This window comes from Sphingomonas sp. BK481, from assembly GCF_014194875.1.
Taxonomy (GTDB): Bacteria; Pseudomonadota; Alphaproteobacteria; order Sphingomonadales; family Sphingomonadaceae; genus Sphingomonas; species Sphingomonas aerolata.
In genome coordinates this window covers 37,273-59,190 of sequence record NZ_JACIAP010000017.1, presented here as the reverse complement: position 1 = coordinate 59,190, position 21,918 = coordinate 37,273, and the positions used below count along the sequence as shown (strand labels likewise).

Below are 21,918 nucleotides of genomic sequence, written 5' to 3'. Positions count from 1 at the left end.
CGTGAACCTGACCGGCCGCTACAGCGCTGGATGATAGCGCGCGGCCGGTCAGCTTCACTACCGCTGAGCTACACCACCACCCGGGACACGACCCGCTATCCCTGTTAAAACCTCGACGAAAAATAGGGAGGGCAACTATGCTACGTGCGTTAACGGCAGTGGGTCTTGTGGGGGTTGGGCTTGGGCTTAGCGTTCCCGCACAGGCCGCAAAAATCGTGTTTTTTGGACAAGGCAGCGTAGACGCCTCCCAGGGTGCTCTGGTTAGGAACGCTGCGGCCTCGATCGGGTCTCCGTTCCGTTTTACCTTCGCGTTTGATACGGCTGCCCTTAACTTTTTGGAAGGTGACGATCAGGACGCGTTTTACGAACTGCCAGTGACGGACTTTTCAGCAACGATTGGGGATTACGCCTTTACGCTATCGGAAGCGCCGGGTTTTGAACCCTTGCTAGCCTTTAGTCGCGGTTTCACCTTTTTTGGTCAACCATTCAGCGAACCGGTGCTGGTTACAACGTTCAACTTCGCTAGCGCGCGCAGTACAGGATCGTCGATCGAAACGCCGTTCGCGACAGGGGTAGGCGCTTTTGGGGCGCTAGCGATCAATGCGTTCTTTCGCGCGGAGAACGGCCAAAGCGGTTTGGGGCTGGACGAACTTAAAGATCCACGCAACGCGGACCAGCTTAGCTTTAGTTACGCCACTCTCGATCCCAAAACTCGCCAGAGGGGCACTATCGTAGGCGCGTACAGCGGTAGCTATTCTACATCCGCAGTCCCCGAGCCCGCCACTTGGGCGATGATGCTCCTCGGCCTAGGCATGGTAGGCGGAGCAGTTCGCTACCGTCGTCGCACCACGACAACGACCTACGCCTGACGGGTTGCAATCATCAAAGGTGAGAGGAAGCCGTCAGTCAAAGGGCTGGCGGGTGCTTCATGTCTGCTCTCCACCACCAAACCCGGACATTCCAGTGTCGCAAAAGGCGGGACATACGAGGCGCTCGAAACTTTGCAAAAGCCGGAACGGAACCGGGGAGGACTGGCCTCCCCGGTTCGCTTATGCCTCCTCGGTGACCTTCGTTGCGCGAGGTTTGCGGGGAACCTTAGAGGAATCATCAGTAGCCTTTTCGGCTGTCTGAACAGGTTTACGCCCCAAACCGATCGCCTTTGCCATGGTCCGCCGGGCTTCCGAGTACGAAGGTGCGACCATGGGATAATCAGCCTTCAGGTTGTAGCGTGCTCGGTATTCCTCGGGCGTAAGGTTATTGCTCGATAGATGGCGGCGTAATGTCCTGTATGGCTTGCCGTCGATCAAAGAAATGATGTGATCGGGCGACGCCAGTGACTTGCGCACCGTGACAGCAGGCTCATAAGCTTGAGCAGCCTCTTCCGGGGCTGCTGGAGCGGTCGCACCTGATAGTTGAGCGACAGCGGCGTGCATCGACAGCAAAAATGCGGGCACATCATCCGCGTTCGTGCGCGTGTTGGGATTGGCCAACCACGCAGCAGTCAGTTCAGCGGCCAATTCAACCGCGTTGATATCATCGTTCATTATAATCTTGGTATCTTTGGGGGGGGCGTGCAATTAGGTTCAATCACTTCAATGTTCAAGATAAACAGATAATTAACGACGAAGCGATCCATCTGCCGAAAGCTCACGAAATTGCCGTTTAATGGTCCACCTTGGGACGAATCGCATATAATGAGGCACGATTTGCCCGTCGTTTGGTGCCGTGATTATAGCATATTACTTAGGATAAGTGACCCTGCAGAGCCTATTCTCGATAGCGTTGTGCTCTTCCGATAGGCTGCTCGATGCGATCGGTCAGGCCTTACCCGGTGCGGTTCAGCCAATCCGGGCCAGCGTGCCGATTCGCGTCGAGCGCGGTACCTTGAAGGTACGGCAGGCAGACGCCTTACTAGCCCCACCATCCAGCGCGGTCGTAATCCGTTCGAGGGTTTCGGTATCGATCATCGGCGGTCGGCCACCCTTGCGTCCGCGACGCTTCGCTGCAGAAAGCCCAGCCATTACGCGCTCGCGCGTCAGTGCGCGCTCGTACTGTGCAAGTGCCCCAAAGAGAGAGAACAGCAATTCGCTGTGCGGCGTGGTCGTATCCATCTGCTCGGTTAACCACCGGAACGCGATACCGCGCGTTTTCAGATCGGTGACGATCGCCAGTAGGTGCGACAGCGACCGTCCGAGCCGATCGAGCTTTCACACTGTTAGCGTGTCGCCAGCGTTTAAATAATCAAGACAGGCTTTCAGCCCTGGTCGATCATCGCGGGTGCCAGATGCTTTGTCGGCATGGAGATGCCGTTCGTCGACGCCAGCTGCGACTAGCGCATCGCGCTGGAGATCGACCGTCTGACGATCATCGGCCGATGAGGCCTGCATATATCCAACCAGCATGTACGACAAACCCCCGAAAGCACGTTCTCGAACACTCTATCAAAGCGACAGGGTTTGTTGAACGTTCTGGCTGGAGGCGGCGCTAATTCCGCGAAGGTCAAGGCCGGAAGTGTCGCCTATCATGTGTTTTCCGACAGGAGGTGGCGGGCGGTAAGCGCTCAAGGACGGCTTGGCCGCTGTCGCTCACTAACGGCCATCCAGAATATTTTCCTCACCTGCAGACTTCCGCCATTCATCTATCGCGTATTGGTAGATTGACCACGCTGTTCAGCGCGCTTGACCCGAAGAGGCGATACAGGTTTCTAGGGCTGAGCCGTGCTATTGGTTGGCTGCGTGCGGACAGGTCATGTTCGTAGACGGCTAGCTGCCCCGAAAGCTGTTATCGATCGTGCACTGCACGAAGGCGATGCCCGCCCAAGATGGCCGCTCTTCCATGTGCGAGGGCAAGTTCGGTATGGACAGTCTTGCTGCGGTCATCGGTCGCCTGATTTGCTCGCCTCCGTTCTTGCTCAGCCCGTTCTCGGTGATAGGCGATTGTTGCTGTTTCAGCCATCGACTCCTCGCCTCCTTCTGCGACGTATTGGTTACTTAAAATACGTGAGAGGCTGCTTGAGGTTCCCTCGTCAACGCAGCGTTAGACGATCGCAGCGGTAGCGCTGCATGATCGGGAAATCATGGAGCCATCGTCGGTCGATCGGCGTTAATTCGGCCAAAGCAACGCTACGGACAAAGCTATGACTTCTGCACGCTGGCCGTCTCGGCTCTGGATTGTCCGCCACGGTGAAAGTGCGGGAAATGTGGCGCGCGACGCTGCCCACGCGGCTGGAGCTGAACGGATCGAACTGTCGCATCGCGACGTCGATATTCCGCTTTCCCAGCTTGGCGAAGAGCAAGCCCGTGCGCTCGGCAGATGGTTCGGCAGCGCGGTTCCGGACGACCGCCCCGACGCTTTGTTGGTCTCTCCCTATATCCGCGCGCGCCAGACCCTCGACCTTTTTCGAGCGCAGGGCGGCGCGACCGGCGACGATCCGGTCGGTATCGACGAACGCCTCCGCGAAAAGGAGTTCGGCATCTTGGACGGGCTGACCACCAGCGGTGTAGCCTCGGTATACCCGGACCAAGCCGAGTTCAGACGCATCCTCGGCAAATTCTATCATCGACCGCCAGGTGGGGAGAGCTGGTGCGACGTCATCTTCCGTTTGCGATCGCTGATGGACACAATCGCACTGCATTATGCCGGACGACGCGTGATGATCGTCGCGCATCAGGTCGTCGTTCTGTGCCTACGCTATGTCATCGAGAATTTGACCGAGGAGGAGATCCTGGCGATCGATCATCAAGGCGATGTCGCGAACTGCTCGGTCACCGAGTATCGGTTCGATCCCGAAGGACCGCAGGGTGGAGCACTCAAGCTCGTTCGTTACAACGATGTCGTCGACCACGAAGGGTCCGCTCCCGTCACTGCCGAGCCGGACCGTACCACGGGAGTACGAGGATGACCGATACCATTCCCCTCGATAGCAACTGGATCGCTGCCAACCCGCCTCCCGTTCATGGCAGTGGAACGACCAAGAACAGCCGGGGTCGTGTATTGGCGATCGGCGGTTCGGCTATGGTACCAGGCGCGCTTCGGCTCACGGGAGAAGCGGCACTTCGAGTTGGCGCGGGCAAGCTTCAGATGGCGACGATCGCATCGTCCGCGATCGGACTCGGTCTGGTCGTACCGGAAGCAGGTGTTCTCGCGCTGCCGCAAGACGCCGACGGAGAGATCGCCGGCGCCGCGGGCCCGTTACTCGAAAAGTCGTTGAAAGGGTGCGATACGCTGGTCATTGGACCAGGTATAGGGTCCACCAACGCTGCCGAGGCTCTCCTGCGGCTCATCCTGACGCAGCCCAGCGACGAGGTAACGCTGGTCGTCGACGCTTTGGCTATCGGATCCGCACGGAATCTGCGCGAAGCGCTTGCGGCGTTCAACGGTCGGATGGTGTTCACACCGCATCACGGAGAGATGGCCATGCTGACGGGCCTGGAAGAAGACGTGATCACGCAGTCACCAGAAAAAGTCGCGCGCGATGTCGCTGCCCAGTACGGGGCTGTTGTGGTCCTCAAAGGCAGCGATACCGTCATTGCGGCCCCCGATGGAACGACACTGCATTATGGTGGTGGGGGCACCGGACTTGCGACGGGCGGATCGGGGGATGTCCTGGCCGGCGCGATCGGGGGCTTGCTGTCCCGTGGCGCTTCACCGATCATCGCAGCCGGTTGGGGTGTCTGGCTGCACGGACAAAGCGGACGACGGGTCGCAACTACAAGTGGACCTATTGGATTTCTTGCACGAGAGGTTCCCGCCGAGTTCCCTCGGCTTCTTCCCCAATAGGCTGGCGTCTTAGCGGGCTTTGATTTTGCTGTACGGCACGAACTGACCAAGTGAGACAAAGCCGCGCGGAAATCGCGAGCCACGATCAATCAGCCGAACCGTGTCGATGCTGCAGAGCTGCGACCCAATGGTACGCGTGACGAGTATGTCATCGCGATGCAGCGACTGCGCCCCGGATCGCGGTTCGTTGACGTAGAGCCGGCTCCCAACCCGGTAAACGATGGCTTTGCCGTCTATGATTTCAGATGAGTTCGAGCCCGACAGGCTGATGCAGTTGACGGGTTTACCCGCAACGCGCCCGACAAGCATTTTCTGCAACTGTACGTCAGGAACATCGCGACGCGCTGCGATAGCGGGACTGGTGAGAGCCACCGCTGCGAGAAGCATTAGTTTAAGCATAAGCTTTCCTAGACATTGAGTGCTGAACGAATGCCGATCAAACAACTTGCTCACCTGCATCTGTGCCGTCCAAGCCCTTTGCCGTACCTCATTAAAAAGAACTACGGCGGGTTACTTAGACTGCTGAGTCTGGCGGACCCCGCCGCCTCCGCCAGGCGTGTCGGCATCATAGTCCTCGGTAGCGTTTCCTCCGCCCGCTCCGGCGCCGCTGCCATGCACTTCACCGGTCTTCTCATCGATATAGGCGCGTCGGCCAGCGTCAGGCGGAATGTCGTCGCCCGGCGCCTTGTTCGGCGCTGCGACATTCGCTTCCCGATTGTCCCGACTTACGCCGACCTCGACGTTGCGCGGCTGGTCCTTCTCATAGCTGTCATACTCTTCGCCTGAGTAATGCCCGACGGTACCGTCATCGTTCCCGTGAAGCGCCGGATTATCGTCGGTTTCCGGGGGCGGTAAAGGGTCTGCTGACATTGTCTCACCCAAAGAATCATACGAATTTGGACATGTAGGGACATCGTCGGAAACGGAGCGCCGATAACGGCGCTCCGCCGTTTTACATACCCGACATGTTCGTCATCGGCTTACCCGCCTGCATTTTCATTGCAGCATCGAGATGCTGTTTCACAATCGGTACCGCAGCTTTTGCCGACATGCGCAGGGGCGCCTGATCCCCGCCCCTCGAATAGCTTTGGTGGAGGTCCAGTGCGGCCTGATGCGCCGGTATCTGCTGACCGATGTAGAGGCGGTCGAAATCCGCTGCAGATGCGGTCTGCAGTTCGTTGATCGATGCTGTCGCGCCGGCATCAAGCACGGGCGGCGTTGGCGTCAAACCTGCCTTGGTCGCCGCCTTGACGGTCGAGGCTGTTGTCTTTTGATGGTGCTTGATCAACATGGTCGCAAACTTGCGGATCGCAGGCGTCTGCGACTTTTGCAGCGCGACCTGGCTTGAGTTGATCTCGTACAGATCGCTCATTCCGGCAGCCATCACATAGGGCTTCGCAGATGTCTTCGCCTCAGGCGGCGGTGGTGGCGGCGGCGTCTGTGCGGACGATGCTGTGCCGACCGTCGCTGCGAGCAACATACCGATGTGTTTGATATTCATTGGTTCTCTCCTGATAGTTTCTTCTGGAATTTGCGTCGATAAGGCCAGTTCACAGTAGCTTTTACGAACCGTCTCTGACGACGGCAGCTAACGATCCGTCAGGGTTACGACCCTCGCGAGCGAATGCTGCATCCTGTTGTGCTTGGCGCACGTCTTCCGGACTCCCTTCTCTCGCGGCGGGAATGGCGACTTCGGCAGTTCCTCCAACATTGGCCGAACCGTGAAGTGCACCTACGATCTCGCGATCGAATTCGCCTGCTTCGATGGCCGATCGCATGTTGACAAGGTAATCGGCGAAGCGATCTGCAGGGATGAAGTTCGTCGTCTGACCGCCGATCGTCAACGTCGCCCCGTTCCGTGTCGTAGGCGTGAACGCTACATGCTCGCCGTCACGGACAAACCAGGTGCCTGAGCGAACACCATCGGTCGCCCATGCCTTCTCGGCTAGGTGCAGATCCTGCAGAACGTCGTTGCGATCGGAGACCGGGTCACTCGACTGCGGTGAGACGACGTCACGAACGGCAGATTTCGCGGCGTTCACGATGCTTTCAAGTGCCAAGTGGCCTCTCCGATACTGCTCAATGGGACACGATCGAAGCGGGGCGCGCAGATGCGCGCCCCGCAAGGCGTTTTCAGCCGATCTGCTGGTTCTGGGCGCCGCTATCGGGGCGGGCTGGCCCCATCACCGGTTCTTCACCGAGCGGTTCGTTGCGGAAGACGGTAAACTCGCCCTTGCCGTCCATCGAGGGACCCGACGTCCAGCGACCTTCCGGAAACGTCCCGTCGACCGAGGTCGCGTAGAAGTTATAATTGTTCTGCTGATCTTCCATGTCCTGCGGGAAGCTGTTCGGGATCGGCAGGTTCATCGCCTCGGCGCCCAGTTCCTCGATGACGGCGAGCCACTGCTGCTGATGCATGGTGTCGCGTGCGATCATGTAGTGGAGCATCTTCTTCATGCCCTCGTCATGGGCCGCGTTGAAGAGCCGTACCGCGAGAACGCGACCCGTGCCTTCCGCAGCAACGTTGCAGTACATATCGGCTGCAACGTTCCCGCTCGCGTAGATGTGGCTCATGTTGAACGGCACGCCATCGGAATCCATCGGCATCGCTGCCATACCGCCCGACAACAGGTTCTTGTGGATGATGCCTTCGATGCTCTGACGGGGATTTTCACCGCCCATGACAGCGCCGACGATGCTATCTTTGACGCCCTCTTCCTGGAGGTGCGTCGGCGCTTTGTCGAGGTTCAGCGCCACTGCGGTCGCCAGCATTTCGATGTGGCCGATCTCCTCGGTTGCGGTGTGCAGCAGCATGTCACGATATTTCGTTGTCGGCGCGCGGTTGCCCCAGGCCTGGAAGAAATACTGCATACAGACGCGAATCTCGCCTTCGACGCCACCAATCGCCTGCTGCAACATTCGAGCAAAAGCAGGATCGGGGTTCGTCACCTGGACCGGGTACTGTAGTCTCTTGTCATGATAATACATGCTCGGCTCCGATGTGCTTTAAATCGTGATTGAACAACAAGGCCGGAACGCGCTTCAATCCGCGATGATCCAAGAAAATAGAAATACTTAATCTTGATTAATCAATCGGGTTGATACTCACGCTCCACCATCGAGCTGGAGTCCAAACGCATTGATCGAGGTCAGTTCGTTGAAACCGATACTCGTTGCGCAACGTTGAACGTGGTTGAATCTGGGAAGAGTCGGGAGACAGTTTGATTCCCCGCCTTGCCCGTACAACGGAGCAACGTTCCGACCTGGCCGATTAGCGGGACTCTGACCATAAGGGGCAGACATATAATGAGAATACACCATCTAAATTGCGGCACTTGCTGCCCAGTGGGTGGGCGGCTGTTCGACGGGTACAGCCGCGGCCTGTCAGCGCATCTCGTGTGCCACTGCCTGCTCATCGAGACGAACGACGGACTAGTCCTGATTGATACTGGGTATGGCAGCCAGGACATCACCCGACCCAGAGAAAGGCTGTCCGACTTTTTTCTGGCGCTCAACCGTCCGCAGCTTCTGACGGAAGAGACCGCGGTCGCGCAGATACGCCGCTTGGGCTTTGCACCGGCCGACGTCCGTCACATCGTCGTGACGCATCTCGACTTCGATCATGCGGGCGGGATCGAGGATTTCCCGAACGCGCGCATTCATGTCACGGCCCGGGAAAAGGAAGTCGCTGATCAACGTCGCGGCGGTGTGTTCGTCTCCAGGAAACGCTATCGCCCGCAGCAATGGGACGAGGCCGCCAACTGGTCGCTTTATCCGTTTGGCGGGGGTGAACGCTGGTTCGGGTTCGACGCCGTTCGTGACCTCGAAGGTTTGCCTCCCGAAATCCTGCTAATCCCGCTCGCTGGTCATACCTGGGGGCATGCCGGTATCGCGGTCCAGGAAGACGACGGTCGCTGGTTGTTTTACGCGGGCGATGCCTATTTCCACCACGGCGAAATCAATGGCGAGCATCGCACCTGCCCTCCTGGCCTGCGCGGCTACCAGCGGCTGATGCAGGTAGACGCCGACGCACGCATGGCCAACCAACGTCGCGTGCACACGCTCTCTACCGACCACGCTGACGCCGTCCGTATCTTCTGCGCACATGATCTAGTCGAGTTCCAGGCGCTGGCCGGCGCACCCTGAACCGTTCCAGTGACCTCACGTTTTTGCATCCTCGAACATGTAAGGAACACTTCCATGGCTACACATTCGAACGACGTCCTGCAGTCCGTCTTCATCACCGGCCTCAAGAATGTCCACGGTGTCGAGCATCAGGCACTCGCGCTGATCGACAGGCAGCTTGACCATCTGGTTAACTATCCCGAGGTCGCCGACATGCTCCGCAAGCACCGCGTCGAGACAGAACAACAGATCGTCCGCGTCGAGGAGATCCTCAATGAGCTGGACGAAAGCCGATCATGGCTGAAGGACGCGGCATTGACCGTATCGGGCAACCTTGCTGCGATTGCACACGTGTTCGCGCCCGACGAGATACTGAAAAACAGCTTCGCCAACTTCGCATTCGAAAACTTCGAGGCGGCCAGCTACACCTCGCTGATCGCTCTCGCCGATGCGGGCAGCTTCACCATTGCGACGCCGCTGCTTCAAACTTCGCTGACCGAAGAGCAGGCGATGGCGGCGTGGCTCGATTCCAACAACGCGGCGCTCACACTTAAATACGTCGAGCGTCGTTCGGCCGGTGAGACCGCCAGCCACTGATCAATCCGAGGGGCAATGCGATGGACGTTAAGACGCGTGCTGCAGAGATACCGGGCGTCAGCGCATCCGTGCTGACCCTCAAGGCCGAACTCGACGCGAAATCGATGCGGGAATTGGGCACGCTTACTTTGGCCGGGCGTGACGTCCGGGTGCTGGAGGGTCGTGACGCCATCTGGGTCATCGTACGGCGCGATGGCCTGGGTGGCATTGCTTTTCGCGCTGCGCACACACCGGGCGGCGCGGTCAGGATCAAGATACATGTCGACCCTACAAGGACCAGCCTGACGATCGCGATGGACAGCGCACAAGGCCGCCATTCGCTGACGGTTACCGCATACGAAGATACGCTTCCGACGCTGCGCTTCACGGCGAAGTTGATCCCCGCAGCGCGCCTCCTGATCGCCTTCCAACCGCGCGACGTCTACCCCCTCGGCCCCGACGACGATCCGCTGGAGGCCCGCGGCAAGGTTGAGGCGGCGCAGCGCGGCTTGAACTCAGGGCTGGCGTTCTTTCATCTCGACGAGCCCGCGTTTGGCAGCGTGCTGTACTTCCAGAACCTGACCGCGATGAACGACTATTTCGTCGCTACGAAGACCACCCCGGACACAGCCGTCGGTGGGGTCTGGCCGGAACTGGGCTATCTGCCCCCTACCCCCGCCCAGACGGGTACGCCTGCGATCGATCCGCTGCCTGCCGGGCAGGAGGTGACTGTGTCCGATGCGATCGTTGTCTTCCATGACGACGCTACGTCCAACGAACAGGACTCGGCCTTGCGCTTCGTGCAGATGCAGGGGGCGGCCTATCGTCTCCTGGATCTGCCCACGACCGAATTTCGCGACTGGGTCGCCCGTTCCGAAACGACGATCCGCGATCTCGACACCGCGCCCGAAGCGACAATCAGCCATTACGGCCATCGCTATTTCCATCCCTACACTGCCACCGAATATCCGGACATCATGGTTCAGATGTCGCTCCTGTCGGCGATCTCCAATTTTGCCGACTGGAAAGGCGAACACGTGGCTCTGGCCGACGACATCCGTGCAGGGCTGGGCAAATTTCACGACACGAAGCTGAAGACGATGCGGCGGTATCTGCCTAACGTCGGCAAGGACAAGGACAAGAACGCAGTCGACAGCTGGTACCTCTACCACCCGCTGCTAAACCTCGGCCATCTTGCGACCGATGGCGATGCCAAGGCGAAACGCCTGTTCACGTCCTCGCTGGAGTTTGCGATCAAGGCGGCGCATCACTTCGACTACGCCTGGCCGATCCAGTTCAAGGTCACCGACTTTTCAGTGATCGTCGAGGCCCGCAATGACGATGGCCTGGGACAGACCGATGTCGGCGGACTCTACGCCTATGTCATGCTGCAGGCGTTCCACCTGACGGATGACAAACGGTATCTCGACGAGGCGCGCAAGGCGATCGACGCCGCACGGGGCATGCGCTTCGAACTCAACTACCAGGCGAACCTGACTGCCTGGGGTGCGGCCGCCTGCATGCGGCTCTCGCGCGTGACGAACGAACGCTATTACCTCGAACAGAGCTACGTTTATCTGGCCTCGTTCTTTCATAACACGGCCATCTGGGAGTCGCGGATCAAGGGCGCTGCGCACTACAGCAATTTTCTCGGTGTCACCTGCCTGCATGATGGCCCGTACATGGCGATCTACGAATGTTTCGACAGTTTTGCCGCGTTCGAACGCTATCTGAAGGACAGCGGTCCCGACCTCGATCCTGCAGCGCGCATGCTGATCAGCGAATACTGCAAATATGCGCTGCACCGCGCCTGGTTCTATTACCCTGATGCGCTTTCCAAAGACCTTCTCGCCGACGAGCAGCGCAACGGCCATATCGACCGCAAGCTCTCTTTCCCTCTTGAGGATCTGTACCATGACGGGCAACCGGCCGGTCAGGTAGGGCAGGAAATCTATGGCGCGGGCGCTGCAATGGTGTTTGCCAGCCGTGCTTTTCACGACATCGCGGACGCGCCGTTCAGATTGTTCTGCGACCATTTCGTGATGACGATGGAGCGCAACAGTGCCGCATCGATCAGTTTCCGTTTGGACGGCGGGGACGGCTGCCTTGCCAGCATCAGCCTTGTGCGCACTGGCCGGCGCAAGCTCCCCAACTTCGTCGTTGAGACCGCGACGGGGGACCGCGTCCGCGCTCGCAAGACGACCGCCAACCGTGTCGACTTTCACGTGCCTGCTTCAGGAAGCGTGACTGTTCGATGGGATTCGCCTCAGGAGAAAACTGCGTGAAGCATCCGGTTGATACGCTGGTCCTCGTACCCGATGACGTTGATATTGCCCGTTCGCCTCTAGCCGGTCAGCTTGGTGAGGAAACCTACATCCTAGGCGCGTTCAACCCGGGCATGACGCGACTGCCGAACGGCAACCTGCTGTTGATGGTCCGCATTGCAGAAGCACTGCGGACGCCAATCCGCGACGGTCATGTCCGTTCGATCCGTTGGACCGATGATGACGGTACCGGACGTTTCGTGCTCGACGCATGGCCCGTCGACCAAGCCGACACAGCCGATCCTCGCAAGTTCACGTTGCGTAGCGGGGGCTGGAAGGTCATGGCGCTGACGTCTCTGTCCTGGCTCCTGCCGGTCGAACTGACGCCCGATGGCACGCAGCGGGTCGCAATCCACTACGACAAGGCGATCATTCCCGCTTACAGCTTCCAATGCTACGGCGTCGAAGATCCACGGATTAGCCATATCGACGGTCGGTACATGATGACCACGTGTTCTGTCAGCCCCGAACGTCACTCAACGACGCTCTACACCTCGGACGACGGACTGGACTGGACGTTTGCTGACATCATTCTCGATCACCAGAACAAGGACATGTTGCTGTTCGAGGGCCTGATCAACGGGCAATATTGGGCACAGACTCGGCCGCTCGGCGACCTGTACTTTGCGTATCCGCCGGGCAGTGAGTGGCGCGCGGGACCTTCGATCAACCTCGCGTCCTCACCCGACGGACTGCACTGGAAACCGCACCGTCAGCCCGGCATTCGTACCCGCGCCGACACCGTGGCAACCGCGCGGATCGGCGCCGGCACGCCGCCAATCCTGACCAGCCGCGGCTGGCTGAGCCTGTGGCATGCCGTCGAACCAAAGGAGATCGTCGGCATTTACCGTACATATTGGTCGATCATGGACCGCGACGACCCTTCCCGGGTCGTCGCTACGGAAGAGGCCGCGATCCTGGAGCCAGACGTCGAACTGACGCGGCCGATCGAACATCAGATGTATTTGCGGGACGTCGTGTTCTCAACGGGGATCGCCGAGCATGGCGATCACTTCATCGTTGCGTCCGGCGAAGCAGATCTTGCATGCCGGATTACGCACATTGCGAAAAGTGCGTTCGGGATATCACCCTAAGCGGTGACAACTCTCGGGACATTCACGAATTGATCGCCCGCCCATGTATGTCGAGAACCACGTTTCTCGCGCGCCAGGTTGATGTGGGATGGGACGATGGCTCGGACCCTGCCTACCCCCATCATGCGTTGTTATTGTTCCAGCAAAGCAGCGGATCATGAGCGACAGCGAACCGAACTCTGACGAAGGCGCAAGCCCCGCCGAAGACATCAAGAAACAAAACCCTACTGGAACGACGACCGGTGACCAGACCGGTGAAGCTGGGGGCGACCACAAGGTTGAGAATCTCGCGAAGGCAGGCCGCGACGACATGGATACCGATGAGAGCGCCGAATAGCTAGTTTATCAAAACTGAACTGCTGCGAGGAGTAAGTCATGAGCGACCACAAACCGCCCGAGCCGGGATCGGAATACTTCAAGAAAACCGCCGACGAAAGCCTCGATGCCGGTATCGCGGACGAAAGCGCTGCCTACGAAACAGCCATCGATGCAGATAATGCAGACGACGAGGTCACAGAAGGAAAGTGGAAATCGACGGATGACGGAAGTGGCACAAGCGAAACTGACTGAATAGCGATGGATTAGCGGAGCGAGACTGCAAAAGATCTAAATGACTAGGGCTGACCCGTAGTTTCGCATCTCCGCCAATCTTTGAATAGAGGATGCCAAATTGGGAAAGTTCAGCGGACACTGCCTTGCCGTGGCATCAGATCGTACGTAGGCCTGACATCGTTTTGCGAAAGGTTCTTTTTGGGGATCAGCGCGGCTACGCTACCGGCGTCCCGTGTTGATCGTCCGCCGCCTCCTAGCGCAACGCTATTTTGCTGTGCTTTTGTGCGCGATAGCGTTGTTACTGAAGCTGCTCGTACCGACGGGCACATGATCAGCAGCGAGCACGGCCGGATTACGATCGAGCTATGTTCCGGCGTTGTCCCCAACGCCACCACGATGGCCATATCGGGGATGCACGGCGACATGCCCGATCACGGCAAGTCGCAGGACTACGGGAAGGCTGAAATGCCGTGCGCGTTTGCGGGCCTGTCAGCCGCAACGCTCGGTGCGATCGATCCCGTTCAACTCATCACCCTGATTGCCTTCGTCATGGCGATCGGGCTGCTCACCAGCCGTCCAACCGGCGACGGTCCGCCGCGGCCACCTTCGGCCTCTGCTTCGCGGGCCCCCGGCCGCCCTTTGACTGACTGATCGTCTGCTCCTTTGGGAGCAGCTCCACGGCCTTCGCGCTATCGCGAGGGCCGGTCAGGCTCGCGTGATTGAACGACAGTTATCCTCTACGGACCAGGAATAGCTGCCGGCCGGTCAATGGCCAACCTCGGTCAATCGATGACGGCATCCGTGCAAACCCGGAACGTCCGTTCTCGTTTAAAGCGATCACTTACGGAGCGCGTGGGGAACGACGCCTTTGTCCCGAAAGGCGTGGTTTCGCAGCCGAGGTGTCGGGAAACCCTGTCGCTTTATCCGATGAGCGACAAACGGGTGATTTTGGACGGCAGCCTCTCGTACGTCGTAAAACGCCGTCGCTAACTCCGATCGGCGACTATCGTGTGTTTGCCGACGCATGGATAGCGCACCTAACATTCCCACAACTCCGTTAAAATGACGTCATTTCGAAAAAACGGTTTGGGAACGGTTTTTGGGAAAGCGGCTTGCAGCGGGGGAGGTGCGCTCGTTGCTGTTGTCCGCAGTTCCCGTGTGGGGTTCGGTTGTGACACCGGGAATATCATGGCCCCTCGCGCCCATTTCGGCCGTTCATTCGATCGGCATGCGCACGCGGGGCGTCAGAGTTAACGAACGCGTAATGACAGCAGGATGTCCGTCAGATTACAGTGCGATGCCATTGAGGAAGACGTTCGCATGGCCTAGCCAATAGACAGGCGTGCTGACCGGCGAGCGGCGTGCCGAACCAACCGGCCGAACATAAATAACATCGGATAAGCAGATGCTCAGTTTCCTCGTCGACGGTGGCCAGATGGGGGCTGCTATTCGCGCCCGCGATTGGACCGAGAGTGTACTGGGCGCGCCCGCGGAATGGCCGACTGCGTTGAAGACGTTGGTCAGCATCGTGCTTGGTTCCAACCAGCCCATGTTTGTCGCTTGGGGTGTGGAGCAGACGCTGTTCTACAACGACGCATATGCGACCATCCTGGCCGACAAGCATCCTGAGGCGCTCGGCCAGCCGTTCATGCAGGTATGGGCGGAAATCGAGGCCGACCTGACCCCGATTGTTGAGCAGGCCTATGCCGGTTTGCCTGTCCACATGGACGACATCACCCTGATGATGCAGCGGCGCGGCTACGTCGAGGAAACCCATTTCGCGTTTTCTTATACCCCGGTTCGGGGGGAAGCCGGAGCAGTGGAGGGACTGTTCTGCGCCTGTACCGAGATCACCGAGCAGGTTCTGGCCGAGCGCCGTCGTGCCGCTGATACGCAGCGGCAGCGGCGCCTGTTCGAACAGGCGCCGGGGTTCATCACCATCCTCCAGGGACCCGAGCACATGTTCGAGTTCACAAACGCGAGCTATCGCCGCCTCTTCGGAAATCGGGACTCCATCGGCAAGACAGTACGCGAGGCTTTCCCCGAGCTGGCAGACCAGGGGTTCTACGAGCTGTTGGACTCGGTCTATCAGACGGGCGAGCGGTTCGTTGCCGATCATATCCCGCTCCTCCTAAATGCAGAGGACGGCGACCAGGTCGAGCGCATTCTCGACTTCATCTACGAACCGATCACCGACGATGCCGGCAACGTGACCGGCATCTTTGTCGAAGGCTATGATGCTACTGACGCACACCGTGCGCAGGCTGAGTTGCGGGAAAGTGAAGAGCGTAGCCGCCGTATCGTCGAAGGGGTGAAGGACCATTCCATCTTCACCGTGGACACCGAAAATCGGGTGATGGATTGGACGCCTGGTGCCGAAACGGTCTTTGGCTGGTGTGCCAACGAGATAAGCGGTTGCTCCGTTGATATTTTGTACACGCCTGAAGACCGCGCAGCTGGCGTTCCGACGCAAGAACTGACGACGGCACGTGAAGAGGGCTGTGCCAATGACGAACGCTGGCATGTTCGACGTGATGGCAGCCGGTTCTTTGCCAACGGCTCGGTTCGTCCGCTGCACGACGCGCATGGTACGATCACTGGCTTCATCAAGATTGCTCGCGACGAGACTGGCCGGCGCGCGGCCGAGGCTGTCCTGCGTGAGACCGAACAGCGCTACCGCCTTGCCGCAAAGGCAACAAACGATGCAATCTGGGACTGGGATCTGGCCTCGAACTCCGTGGAGTGGAACGAGGCGGTCCGAGTTCTCTTTGGCTATGCGGAAAACGAGATCGAGCCGACCGGCGATTGGTGGATCGGTAACATCCATCCCGATGATCGGGAGCGGGTCGACAGGGATATCCACGCGATCATCGATGGGGCAGGCGACCATTGGGCGTCCGAGTACCGCTTCCGACGCAGCGACGGCAGTTTCGCTGATGTTTTTGACCGGGGGCACGTCTTCCGCAGTGAGGACGGAAGCGCCGTCCGCATGATCGGCGCGATGCTGGACCTGACTGAGCGCAAGCGTGCGGAGAAAGTGCTGCGGGAGCTCAATGAGACGCTTGAAGCCCGCGTTTTGGAGCGAACGGCGGACCTCATGACGGCGCAGGATGCCCTGCGGCAGGCGCAGAAGATGGAGGCGGTCGGCCAGCTTACAGGCGGCCTCGCGCACGACTTCAACAACCTGCTGACCGGTATCTCTGGCAGCCTGGAGATGATGCAAATCCGCATCGCCCAGGGCAGGACGGCCGATGTCGAACGCTATGTCGGCGCAGCGCAAGGGGCGGCTAAACGCGCGGCTGCTCTTACCCACCGCCTGCTCGCCTTCTCACGCCGACAGACGCTTGCTCCCAAGCCCACTAACGTCAACCATCTGGTCAGCGGAATGGAGGATCTGATCCGGCGTACGGTTGGGCCCATGATCAAAGTGGAGACGGTCAATGCTGCCGGCCTATGGCCTAGCCTGATCGATCCCAGCCAGCTCGAAAACGCCATCCTAAACCTGTGCATCAACGCGCGGGACGCGATGCCGCATGGCGGCACGATCACGATTGAAACCTGCAATCGCTGGATGGACCAGCGGACGGCCAAAGAGCGCGGTCTGGATCCGGGTCAGTACATTTCACTTTGCGTGTCCGATAAGGGCACCGGCATGCCGCCGGAGGTAATAGCTCGCGCCTTTGACCCGTTCTTTACCACCAAGCCGATTGGCGAAGGCACCGGGCTTGGTCTGTCGATGATCTACGGCTTCGCCAAGCAGTCCGGTGGCTCGGTGGCGATCTACTCGGAGGTCAATCAGGGCACGGTGGTGTGTGTCTACCTCCCCCGCCATCAGGGCGAGGCCGAATTGGACGACGTGGAGGCGGAAATCGAGGCCGCACCGCGGGCTGAGGCCGGCGAGACGGTGCTGGTGGTAGATGACGAGCCAACCGTGCGCATGCTTGTCGCCGAAGTTCTGACCGACCTGGGCTATACCGCGATCGAGGCCGCAGACGGCGCGGCTGGGTTGAAGGTCATAAATTCAGACCTGCGTATCGATCTCCTCATCACGGACGTGGGGCTACCAGGCGGGCTGAACGGCCGACAGGTGGCAGACGCTGCACGTGTCGCACGGCCCAATCTGAAGGTTCTGTTCATTACCGGATATGCTGAGAACGCTGTGTTGAGCCACGGCCATCTCGATACCGGCATGCACGTCCTTACCAAACCATTTGGGATGGACGTTCTCGCAACCCGAATACGAAGTTTGATAGAGGGATAGTTCTGGGAAATGAACGGCGATCAAATAGCCGACGCTTTCCCAGAACGATCCTTTTTGGGAAGCGGAAGCTCCGCAATGTCGGAGATTGCCACCCGCCTCCCCCAAAGCCGCCCTTCCGCTTTCCTCCCGCTGCCGCGGTTCAGATGTCAAATGTGTGAAAAACCCAGTCGCAATCACGACTGTGCAGAAATCAGGTGTTTTACGCCATCTAAGCTACCTGCTGGCGCAGACTTTCGCTCGATCACAAAGCTGATCGGGTATACCTCGTCACAGTTTGCAAAGGTGATCACTGCCGTGTTGGGAAAAGCCGGAAACTACCAAGCACGCGGCTGCCCACCGACCCGCTTAGCTGCGGCTGATTCTATTTCGTTTAAGTCGGCCTGCGTTAGGGCGCCGGCTGCGAGCATCTTTCGCATCAACTCGTCCAATAGGGCCGCAAGGAAGTGTATTTCACGTCGTTCTGAGCCCGTGTCTTCGCCCTCGGTGTTCACTTCCATGCGCCGTTCCCTGGTTCGCCGTGCACTTTAGACACGGCCATTAACGTTCGCTGGGCGAGCATGTTGCAGACGCGGCGTCATAAATCCGGGCAAACCTTTTCGTTGCAGAAGGATCTACGTCACACAAAACGTCAGCCAAAAATACTTGGGTTAGGAGCGTATCTGAGAAGGTCGACCTGTCGTCACTGACTGGTGCATGACCGAAGGATATCCTCCGACGACAGCCTCTTGATCGTCTCAAGACGCGATCGCCGATCCTGCCTGTGACGACTTACGTGTTTCTTCCGACAGGGCGTTCGATCATGTTTGCATCCTCCCGGATCATCAGCCGTCCGCTCGCGCCCGCGCAAACAGTCGTTTAAAGTCACTTGTCTCGATCGCCCCCATCGCCAGCATACGTCCGGCGAGATAGCCCGGGGTGCCGGTCAGACCGATCGAATAGGCCTCTTGGCCGTTTGCACGCAGGCGCGCGGCGACGACTTGTGCATGTAAAGCAAGCCACGTCGTCGCGCGCTGCCAGTCCCCTCCAGCACTGGTAACGGCGTCTCGCAGCATGTCGTCGTCGATTATACGACTGTCGGTCATCAGTTGCCGATAAATGGCCGGATAGATCCCCTGTTCGGCACAGGCGAGCGCGATGCTCGCAGCACGTTCGGACGGTGGACCGAAGATTGGCCAGTCCTTGTAAATGACCCTAACCTTGCCATCGCGTTCCACCGCCTATCCCAAAGCGTGGAAAGCATGACGGCAGGCGGGGCAGCGGTAATCGGTGAAGACGGCAAGCCGGAGCGTCGCATCGGCTGGACCTTGCTCGGGTGAATTTCCACTGGTCAGGATCAGGTCGGCGGTCGGCCCAACATCCCGACCGATTGGAGCCGTGCGACGCAGCACCTGCCCGACTGCCCAACTAGCCCCCACGACAGCCCCAAGCCCTACCGCTTGTCTCCGATTAAGTGGCTCTGGCATGTTCAGCGCGTCCAACGCTGGGCGAAACCTGCTGAGACTAGGCGGCGTAAAGTCTGCAGATCGATCGCCTCGGCCGCCATCTGCATGCCGACGATCAGCGTTCGTGGCGCGTTCAAGTCAGCGCCGCCTGTGATTGAAAAGACACAGCTGTCCCGAAAATAGACATCATTGGGCTAACGGCTAATTTCAGCAATATATCGGTTTGTGAGTCGTCATGACCTCCATTATACTTTTGTTGGGCATAAAGTGAAGGAGGCCGTCATGAAGCGTCTACTTTGTTCGACTATGGCATTTGTATCAGCGTTCGCGATGGCCCCAGCGGCTCATGCAATTGATTACACTCCGGGCGACCCTGAGTTCACGGTCAGCGGTGACATCACGAATGGTACCGTTTCGGCAGATTTCGGTCGTTCGGGCATCGGGTTGGGCGCATTCCAAGATACCTTCAATTTCGTCATCGATCAGGCCGGTCTGGCTAGCGGTACGTTGAGCACGAACACCACGCGGCTGACGAGCTCTACCGACCTCGACATACTGTCGGTGTTTATCAATGGCTTCGCAGCGACGAAGACCATTGTGGGCAATGCTGAATTTTTCGAGATCAACAACCTGGCTATTGCTTCGGGTGCGCCGAATCAGATCGTGGTGAACGGCATGTCGCGTGGCAACGGGTCCTATGCTGGCACAGCAACCTTTGAGCCTTCGGCAGTTCCCGAGGCAGGTACCTGGGCGATCATGTTGTTCGGTATTGGCGGGATCGGTGCATCGATGCGTGTTCGCCGTCGCCAGGCAAAGGTCGCATACGCCTAAGCAAATTTGATAGATGGTCCCAGTGTCCGTCTATCTTAAAACACCCGCCGGCCTTTCGAGGTTGGCGGGTGTTTTTATTTGAGATTTAGCAAGCTCGGGTCCGCGCAATGAACGCCGTTGATCGATAAGTTTTAAAGCGAGTTAGTCGATACTGCGCTCAACGGTAAAGGACCCTAGATCGCAAACGCGTCTTAATGATCCCTATTAGTTACTGAACACAAAGTCTTGTGTCGACATCCATCGGTTTACAACCACACACCGCCGCCATCCTTGGTCTTGCACGCTCGGCGAATACGTAGCCGAGCTGATGGAGGCACAACAGAAGCGAAGGTTCGTCGACCAAAACTAAGCCGGCTACGGTTCATTGGTATGTCACCCGATTGCTGGGGGCATTAACACCCTGTTTACCGTTTACCGGCAGGCTTGGGGTGGGGGACATGGTATGCGATATAGAATTTATGAGCTGGGAAGTTCTGGCGAAATCGTAAGAGGGGCGGACCTCTCAGCGCTGCACGACGAACAATCGATTGCCGAAGCTGCCGATCACATTAATCGTTGCGGACTTGAGATATGGCAGGGGAATCGCAAGGTTGCCGTTATAAGTCCATTCAAGCTTGGCTAAAATATGCGTCTCAGGACAGCGCCTGGTCTGGTGAGAGAACTAGGCGTTCATTAACGGCGGAGATGGTTCTAGGCCATCAGGCATTCCTACTCGAATGCCTCACCTGATATTGGTGTTAGACGACTCCACCCGGGGTGTTGGTGGTATAACACTGGCCATTACTGGTGTGATTTTCGCGATCGACTCAGCCACTGCAGGTCCAGGGGACATGTTTGCCGCCCAGATTTGGTCTGCGATGGACAGGCCGAGCGGCACACCTCCCACCATTTCGCCTGCCGTCAGATCATAGTTGATCCGGCAAGGATCCTTATACTTGGCATTATTCCCGGTCGGGTTGCTAAGCGCATCGGAGGCGCGGAACGCATCGAAACGCCAGTGGACGCCGAGAAAAATACGACTGAGCGAGTTTTCGAAAATTGCGTGCCACAGGCTGGGGAACGATCGCGAGATCCGGGTGCGGATCGTTCCCGGCTGATCGGCGATCGGGCGCGCGGCGTTATAGGCCTGGTGGAGGTCGCGGCTGTAACCATCGAGTTCGTCTGAGACGAACGAGAAGCCGATCTCATCGCAGTCATGGTCGCCAAAAGATAGGTTGTTGCGGTCTTTGTAGAACAGCCGGACGATCTGGAAGCAGGCGGCACCAAACGTTGCATGACCCGAGGGGTAGGCCGGAAAGGGCGGCTTGAACGCGATCTTGTCAGTGTTAGTCTCGGGTGCACCTAACGCCTCCCAAAACGGGTCGCCATCGCGCATGCCATCGGTTGGCTCGCTCACTGGCTGTTCGCTCGACAAGGTCCCCGCGGCGTCGTCCCACTCGGGACCTTGGATGGCGTCATGCTCCGGACCCCCGACAGTGGGCGCCAGAACTCGTACCGGTACTTCTCGCGCCACGAGAACTTGCCGGCATCAGCCATCGCCGTGTTCGCGAGCGCGAAGACCCGGACGAACTCGTCCACCTGCAGCGCCGGGTCGGCCTGCATGCCGCGGCGTTCCCAGGCGATGGTTCGGACAATCTGGTTGTATAGGCGTGGTGGTGTCCCGATCAGGTTGGCGCCGTCATAGGCCCAAAAATAGGCCGCGACCGTCTGGTTCGGCGTCCGCGTCGTGCCAGCGGCATAGGCCGCTCCTCCAAGTCGTTTTACCTCGCGCAGAGCCGCGCGATACTCGGCACGCTCCGGCCCGCGGTTTGCAGGCTCATCTTTAGGTGGGGGTGCCAGGATTAGAGCGTCCTCGTTCGTCACCGAGAAGGTCGCGACGGTCGTACCGTAAAAAGGCCCGTGGTATATTCGCATTGGCTTGTCGCCCCGATCCG

At 58.9% G+C, this 21,918-nt stretch carries 21 protein-coding genes and 1 pseudogene; 12 read left to right on the top strand and 10 right to left on the bottom strand.

Features of this window, described 5'->3' with window-relative positions:
* Positions 1 to 137 precede the first annotated feature (137 nt).
* Positions 138 to 869 (top strand): PEPxxWA-CTERM sorting domain-containing protein, encoded by a 732-nt coding sequence (locus FHY04_RS20275; protein WP_183937684.1) that lies wholly within the window; start codon positions 138 to 140, stop codon positions 867 to 869.
* Between the two features lie 180 nt (positions 870 to 1,049).
* Here FHY04_RS20275 and FHY04_RS20270 read toward each other — a convergent pair whose 3' ends face one another.
* Together FHY04_RS20270 and FHY04_RS22335 are read right to left on the bottom strand one after the other, a co-directional pair.
* On the bottom strand, positions 1,050 to 1,544 hold the full coding sequence (locus tag FHY04_RS20270) for a MucR family transcriptional regulator (RefSeq protein ID WP_183937683.1): 495 nt from the start codon (positions 1,542 to 1,544) through the stop codon (positions 1,050 to 1,052).
* Between the two features lie 294 nt (positions 1,545 to 1,838).
* Positions 1,839 to 2,402, bottom strand: a pseudogene (locus tag FHY04_RS22335) (recombinase family protein).
* Between the two features lie 734 nt (positions 2,403 to 3,136).
* On the opposite strand from FHY04_RS22335, the gene FHY04_RS20255 reads away from it, so the two are divergent.
* Together FHY04_RS20255 and FHY04_RS20250 are read left to right on the top strand one after the other, a co-directional pair.
* Entirely contained in the window at positions 3,137 to 3,901 is a 765-nt protein-coding gene (locus tag FHY04_RS20255) for a histidine phosphatase family protein (protein ID WP_183937680.1), read from the top strand.
* On the top strand, positions 3,898 to 4,779 hold the full coding sequence (locus FHY04_RS20250) for an NAD(P)H-hydrate dehydratase (protein ID WP_183937678.1): 882 nt from the start codon (positions 3,898 to 3,900) through the stop codon (positions 4,777 to 4,779). The genes FHY04_RS20255 and FHY04_RS20250 overlap by 4 nt, the downstream gene beginning before the upstream one ends.
* Positions 4,780 to 4,788: 9 nt before the next feature.
* Here FHY04_RS20250 and FHY04_RS20245 read toward each other — a convergent pair whose 3' ends face one another.
* The 5 genes from FHY04_RS20245 to FHY04_RS20225 form a co-directional block, all read right to left on the bottom strand.
* Positions 4,789 to 5,178: a hypothetical protein gene (locus FHY04_RS20245; protein ID WP_183937695.1), complete on the bottom strand. Its 390-nt coding sequence runs from the start codon at positions 5,176 to 5,178 to the stop codon at positions 4,789 to 4,791.
* Between the two features lie 111 nt (positions 5,179 to 5,289).
* Positions 5,290 to 5,649 carry a hypothetical protein gene (locus FHY04_RS20240; protein WP_183937676.1) on the bottom strand — a complete coding sequence of 120 codons (360 nt, stop codon included), beginning with the start codon at positions 5,647 to 5,649 and terminating at the stop codon, positions 5,290 to 5,292.
* 82 nt (positions 5,650 to 5,731) lie between these two features.
* Entirely contained in the window at positions 5,732 to 6,280 is a 549-nt protein-coding gene (locus FHY04_RS20235; protein ID WP_183937675.1) for a DUF4142 domain-containing protein, read from the bottom strand.
* A gap of 61 nt (positions 6,281 to 6,341) precedes the next feature.
* Entirely contained in the window at positions 6,342 to 6,839 is a 498-nt protein-coding gene (locus FHY04_RS20230; RefSeq protein ID WP_183937674.1) for a hypothetical protein, read from the bottom strand.
* A gap of 73 nt (positions 6,840 to 6,912) precedes the next feature.
* Complete coding sequence (locus FHY04_RS20225; RefSeq protein ID WP_183937672.1) at positions 6,913 to 7,767, bottom strand: manganese catalase family protein; 855 nt, start codon at positions 7,765 to 7,767, stop codon at positions 6,913 to 6,915.
* Positions 7,768 to 8,124: 357 nt separating this feature from the next.
* Here FHY04_RS20225 and FHY04_RS20220 point away from each other — a divergent pair, with 357 nt between their 5' ends.
* From FHY04_RS20220 to FHY04_RS20185, 8 genes are all read left to right on the top strand, one after another.
* Entirely contained in the window at positions 8,125 to 8,925 is an 801-nt protein-coding gene (locus FHY04_RS20220) for an MBL fold metallo-hydrolase (protein ID WP_311725756.1), read from the top strand.
* Positions 8,926 to 8,979: 54 nt separating this feature from the next.
* Positions 8,980 to 9,501, top strand: coding sequence for a DUF892 family protein (locus tag FHY04_RS20215; protein WP_183937668.1), 522 nt, complete (start codon positions 8,980 to 8,982; stop codon positions 9,499 to 9,501).
* A 20-nt stretch (positions 9,502 to 9,521) separates the two neighbouring features.
* Entirely contained in the window at positions 9,522 to 11,765 is a 2,244-nt protein-coding gene (locus FHY04_RS20210) for a hypothetical protein (RefSeq protein ID WP_183937666.1), read from the top strand.
* Positions 11,762 to 12,898: a glycosidase gene (locus tag FHY04_RS20205; RefSeq protein ID WP_311725752.1), complete on the top strand. Its 1,137-nt coding sequence runs from the start codon at positions 11,762 to 11,764 to the stop codon at positions 12,896 to 12,898. The genes FHY04_RS20210 and FHY04_RS20205 overlap by 4 nt, the downstream gene beginning before the upstream one ends.
* 157 nt (positions 12,899 to 13,055) lie before the next feature.
* Positions 13,056 to 13,235 carry a hypothetical protein gene (locus tag FHY04_RS20200; RefSeq protein WP_183937662.1) on the top strand — a complete coding sequence of 60 codons (180 nt, stop codon included), beginning with the start codon at positions 13,056 to 13,058 and terminating at the stop codon, positions 13,233 to 13,235.
* Positions 13,236 to 13,273: 38 nt separating this feature from the next.
* Positions 13,274 to 13,468: a hypothetical protein gene (locus tag FHY04_RS20195; RefSeq protein WP_183937660.1), complete on the top strand. Its 195-nt coding sequence runs from the start codon at positions 13,274 to 13,276 to the stop codon at positions 13,466 to 13,468.
* Between the two features lie 309 nt (positions 13,469 to 13,777).
* Positions 13,778 to 14,101, top strand: coding sequence for a hypothetical protein (locus tag FHY04_RS20190; RefSeq protein ID WP_260171680.1), 324 nt, complete (start codon positions 13,778 to 13,780; stop codon positions 14,099 to 14,101).
* A 754-nt stretch (positions 14,102 to 14,855) separates the two neighbouring features.
* Positions 14,856 to 17,711 (top strand): PAS domain-containing sensor histidine kinase, encoded by a 2,856-nt coding sequence (locus FHY04_RS20185; RefSeq protein WP_183937658.1) that lies wholly within the window; start codon positions 14,856 to 14,858, stop codon positions 17,709 to 17,711.
* Positions 17,712 to 18,532: 821 nt separating this feature from the next.
* Here the strand turns inward: FHY04_RS20185 and FHY04_RS22765 are convergent.
* Positions 18,533 to 18,925, bottom strand: coding sequence for a DsbA family protein (locus tag FHY04_RS22765; protein WP_311725748.1), 393 nt, complete (start codon positions 18,923 to 18,925; stop codon positions 18,533 to 18,535).
* A 510-nt stretch (positions 18,926 to 19,435) separates the two neighbouring features.
* Between FHY04_RS22765 and FHY04_RS20175 the strand changes: the two genes are divergently transcribed.
* Positions 19,436 to 19,984 carry an FxDxF family PEP-CTERM protein gene (locus tag FHY04_RS20175; protein ID WP_183937656.1) on the top strand — a complete coding sequence of 183 codons (549 nt, stop codon included), beginning with the start codon at positions 19,436 to 19,438 and terminating at the stop codon, positions 19,982 to 19,984.
* Positions 19,985 to 20,705: 721 nt separating this feature from the next.
* On the opposite strand, the gene FHY04_RS20170 is transcribed toward FHY04_RS20175, so the two are convergent.
* Entirely contained in the window at positions 20,706 to 21,380 is a 675-nt protein-coding gene (locus FHY04_RS20170) for a phosphatase PAP2 family protein (protein WP_221211906.1), read from the bottom strand.
* Positions 21,377 to 21,898 carry a hypothetical protein gene (locus FHY04_RS22760; RefSeq protein WP_260171679.1) on the bottom strand — a complete coding sequence of 174 codons (522 nt, stop codon included), beginning with the start codon at positions 21,896 to 21,898 and terminating at the stop codon, positions 21,377 to 21,379. Before FHY04_RS22760 ends, FHY04_RS20170 begins: the two co-directional genes overlap by 4 nt.
* Between the last annotated feature and the right edge of the window lie 20 nt (positions 21,899 to 21,918).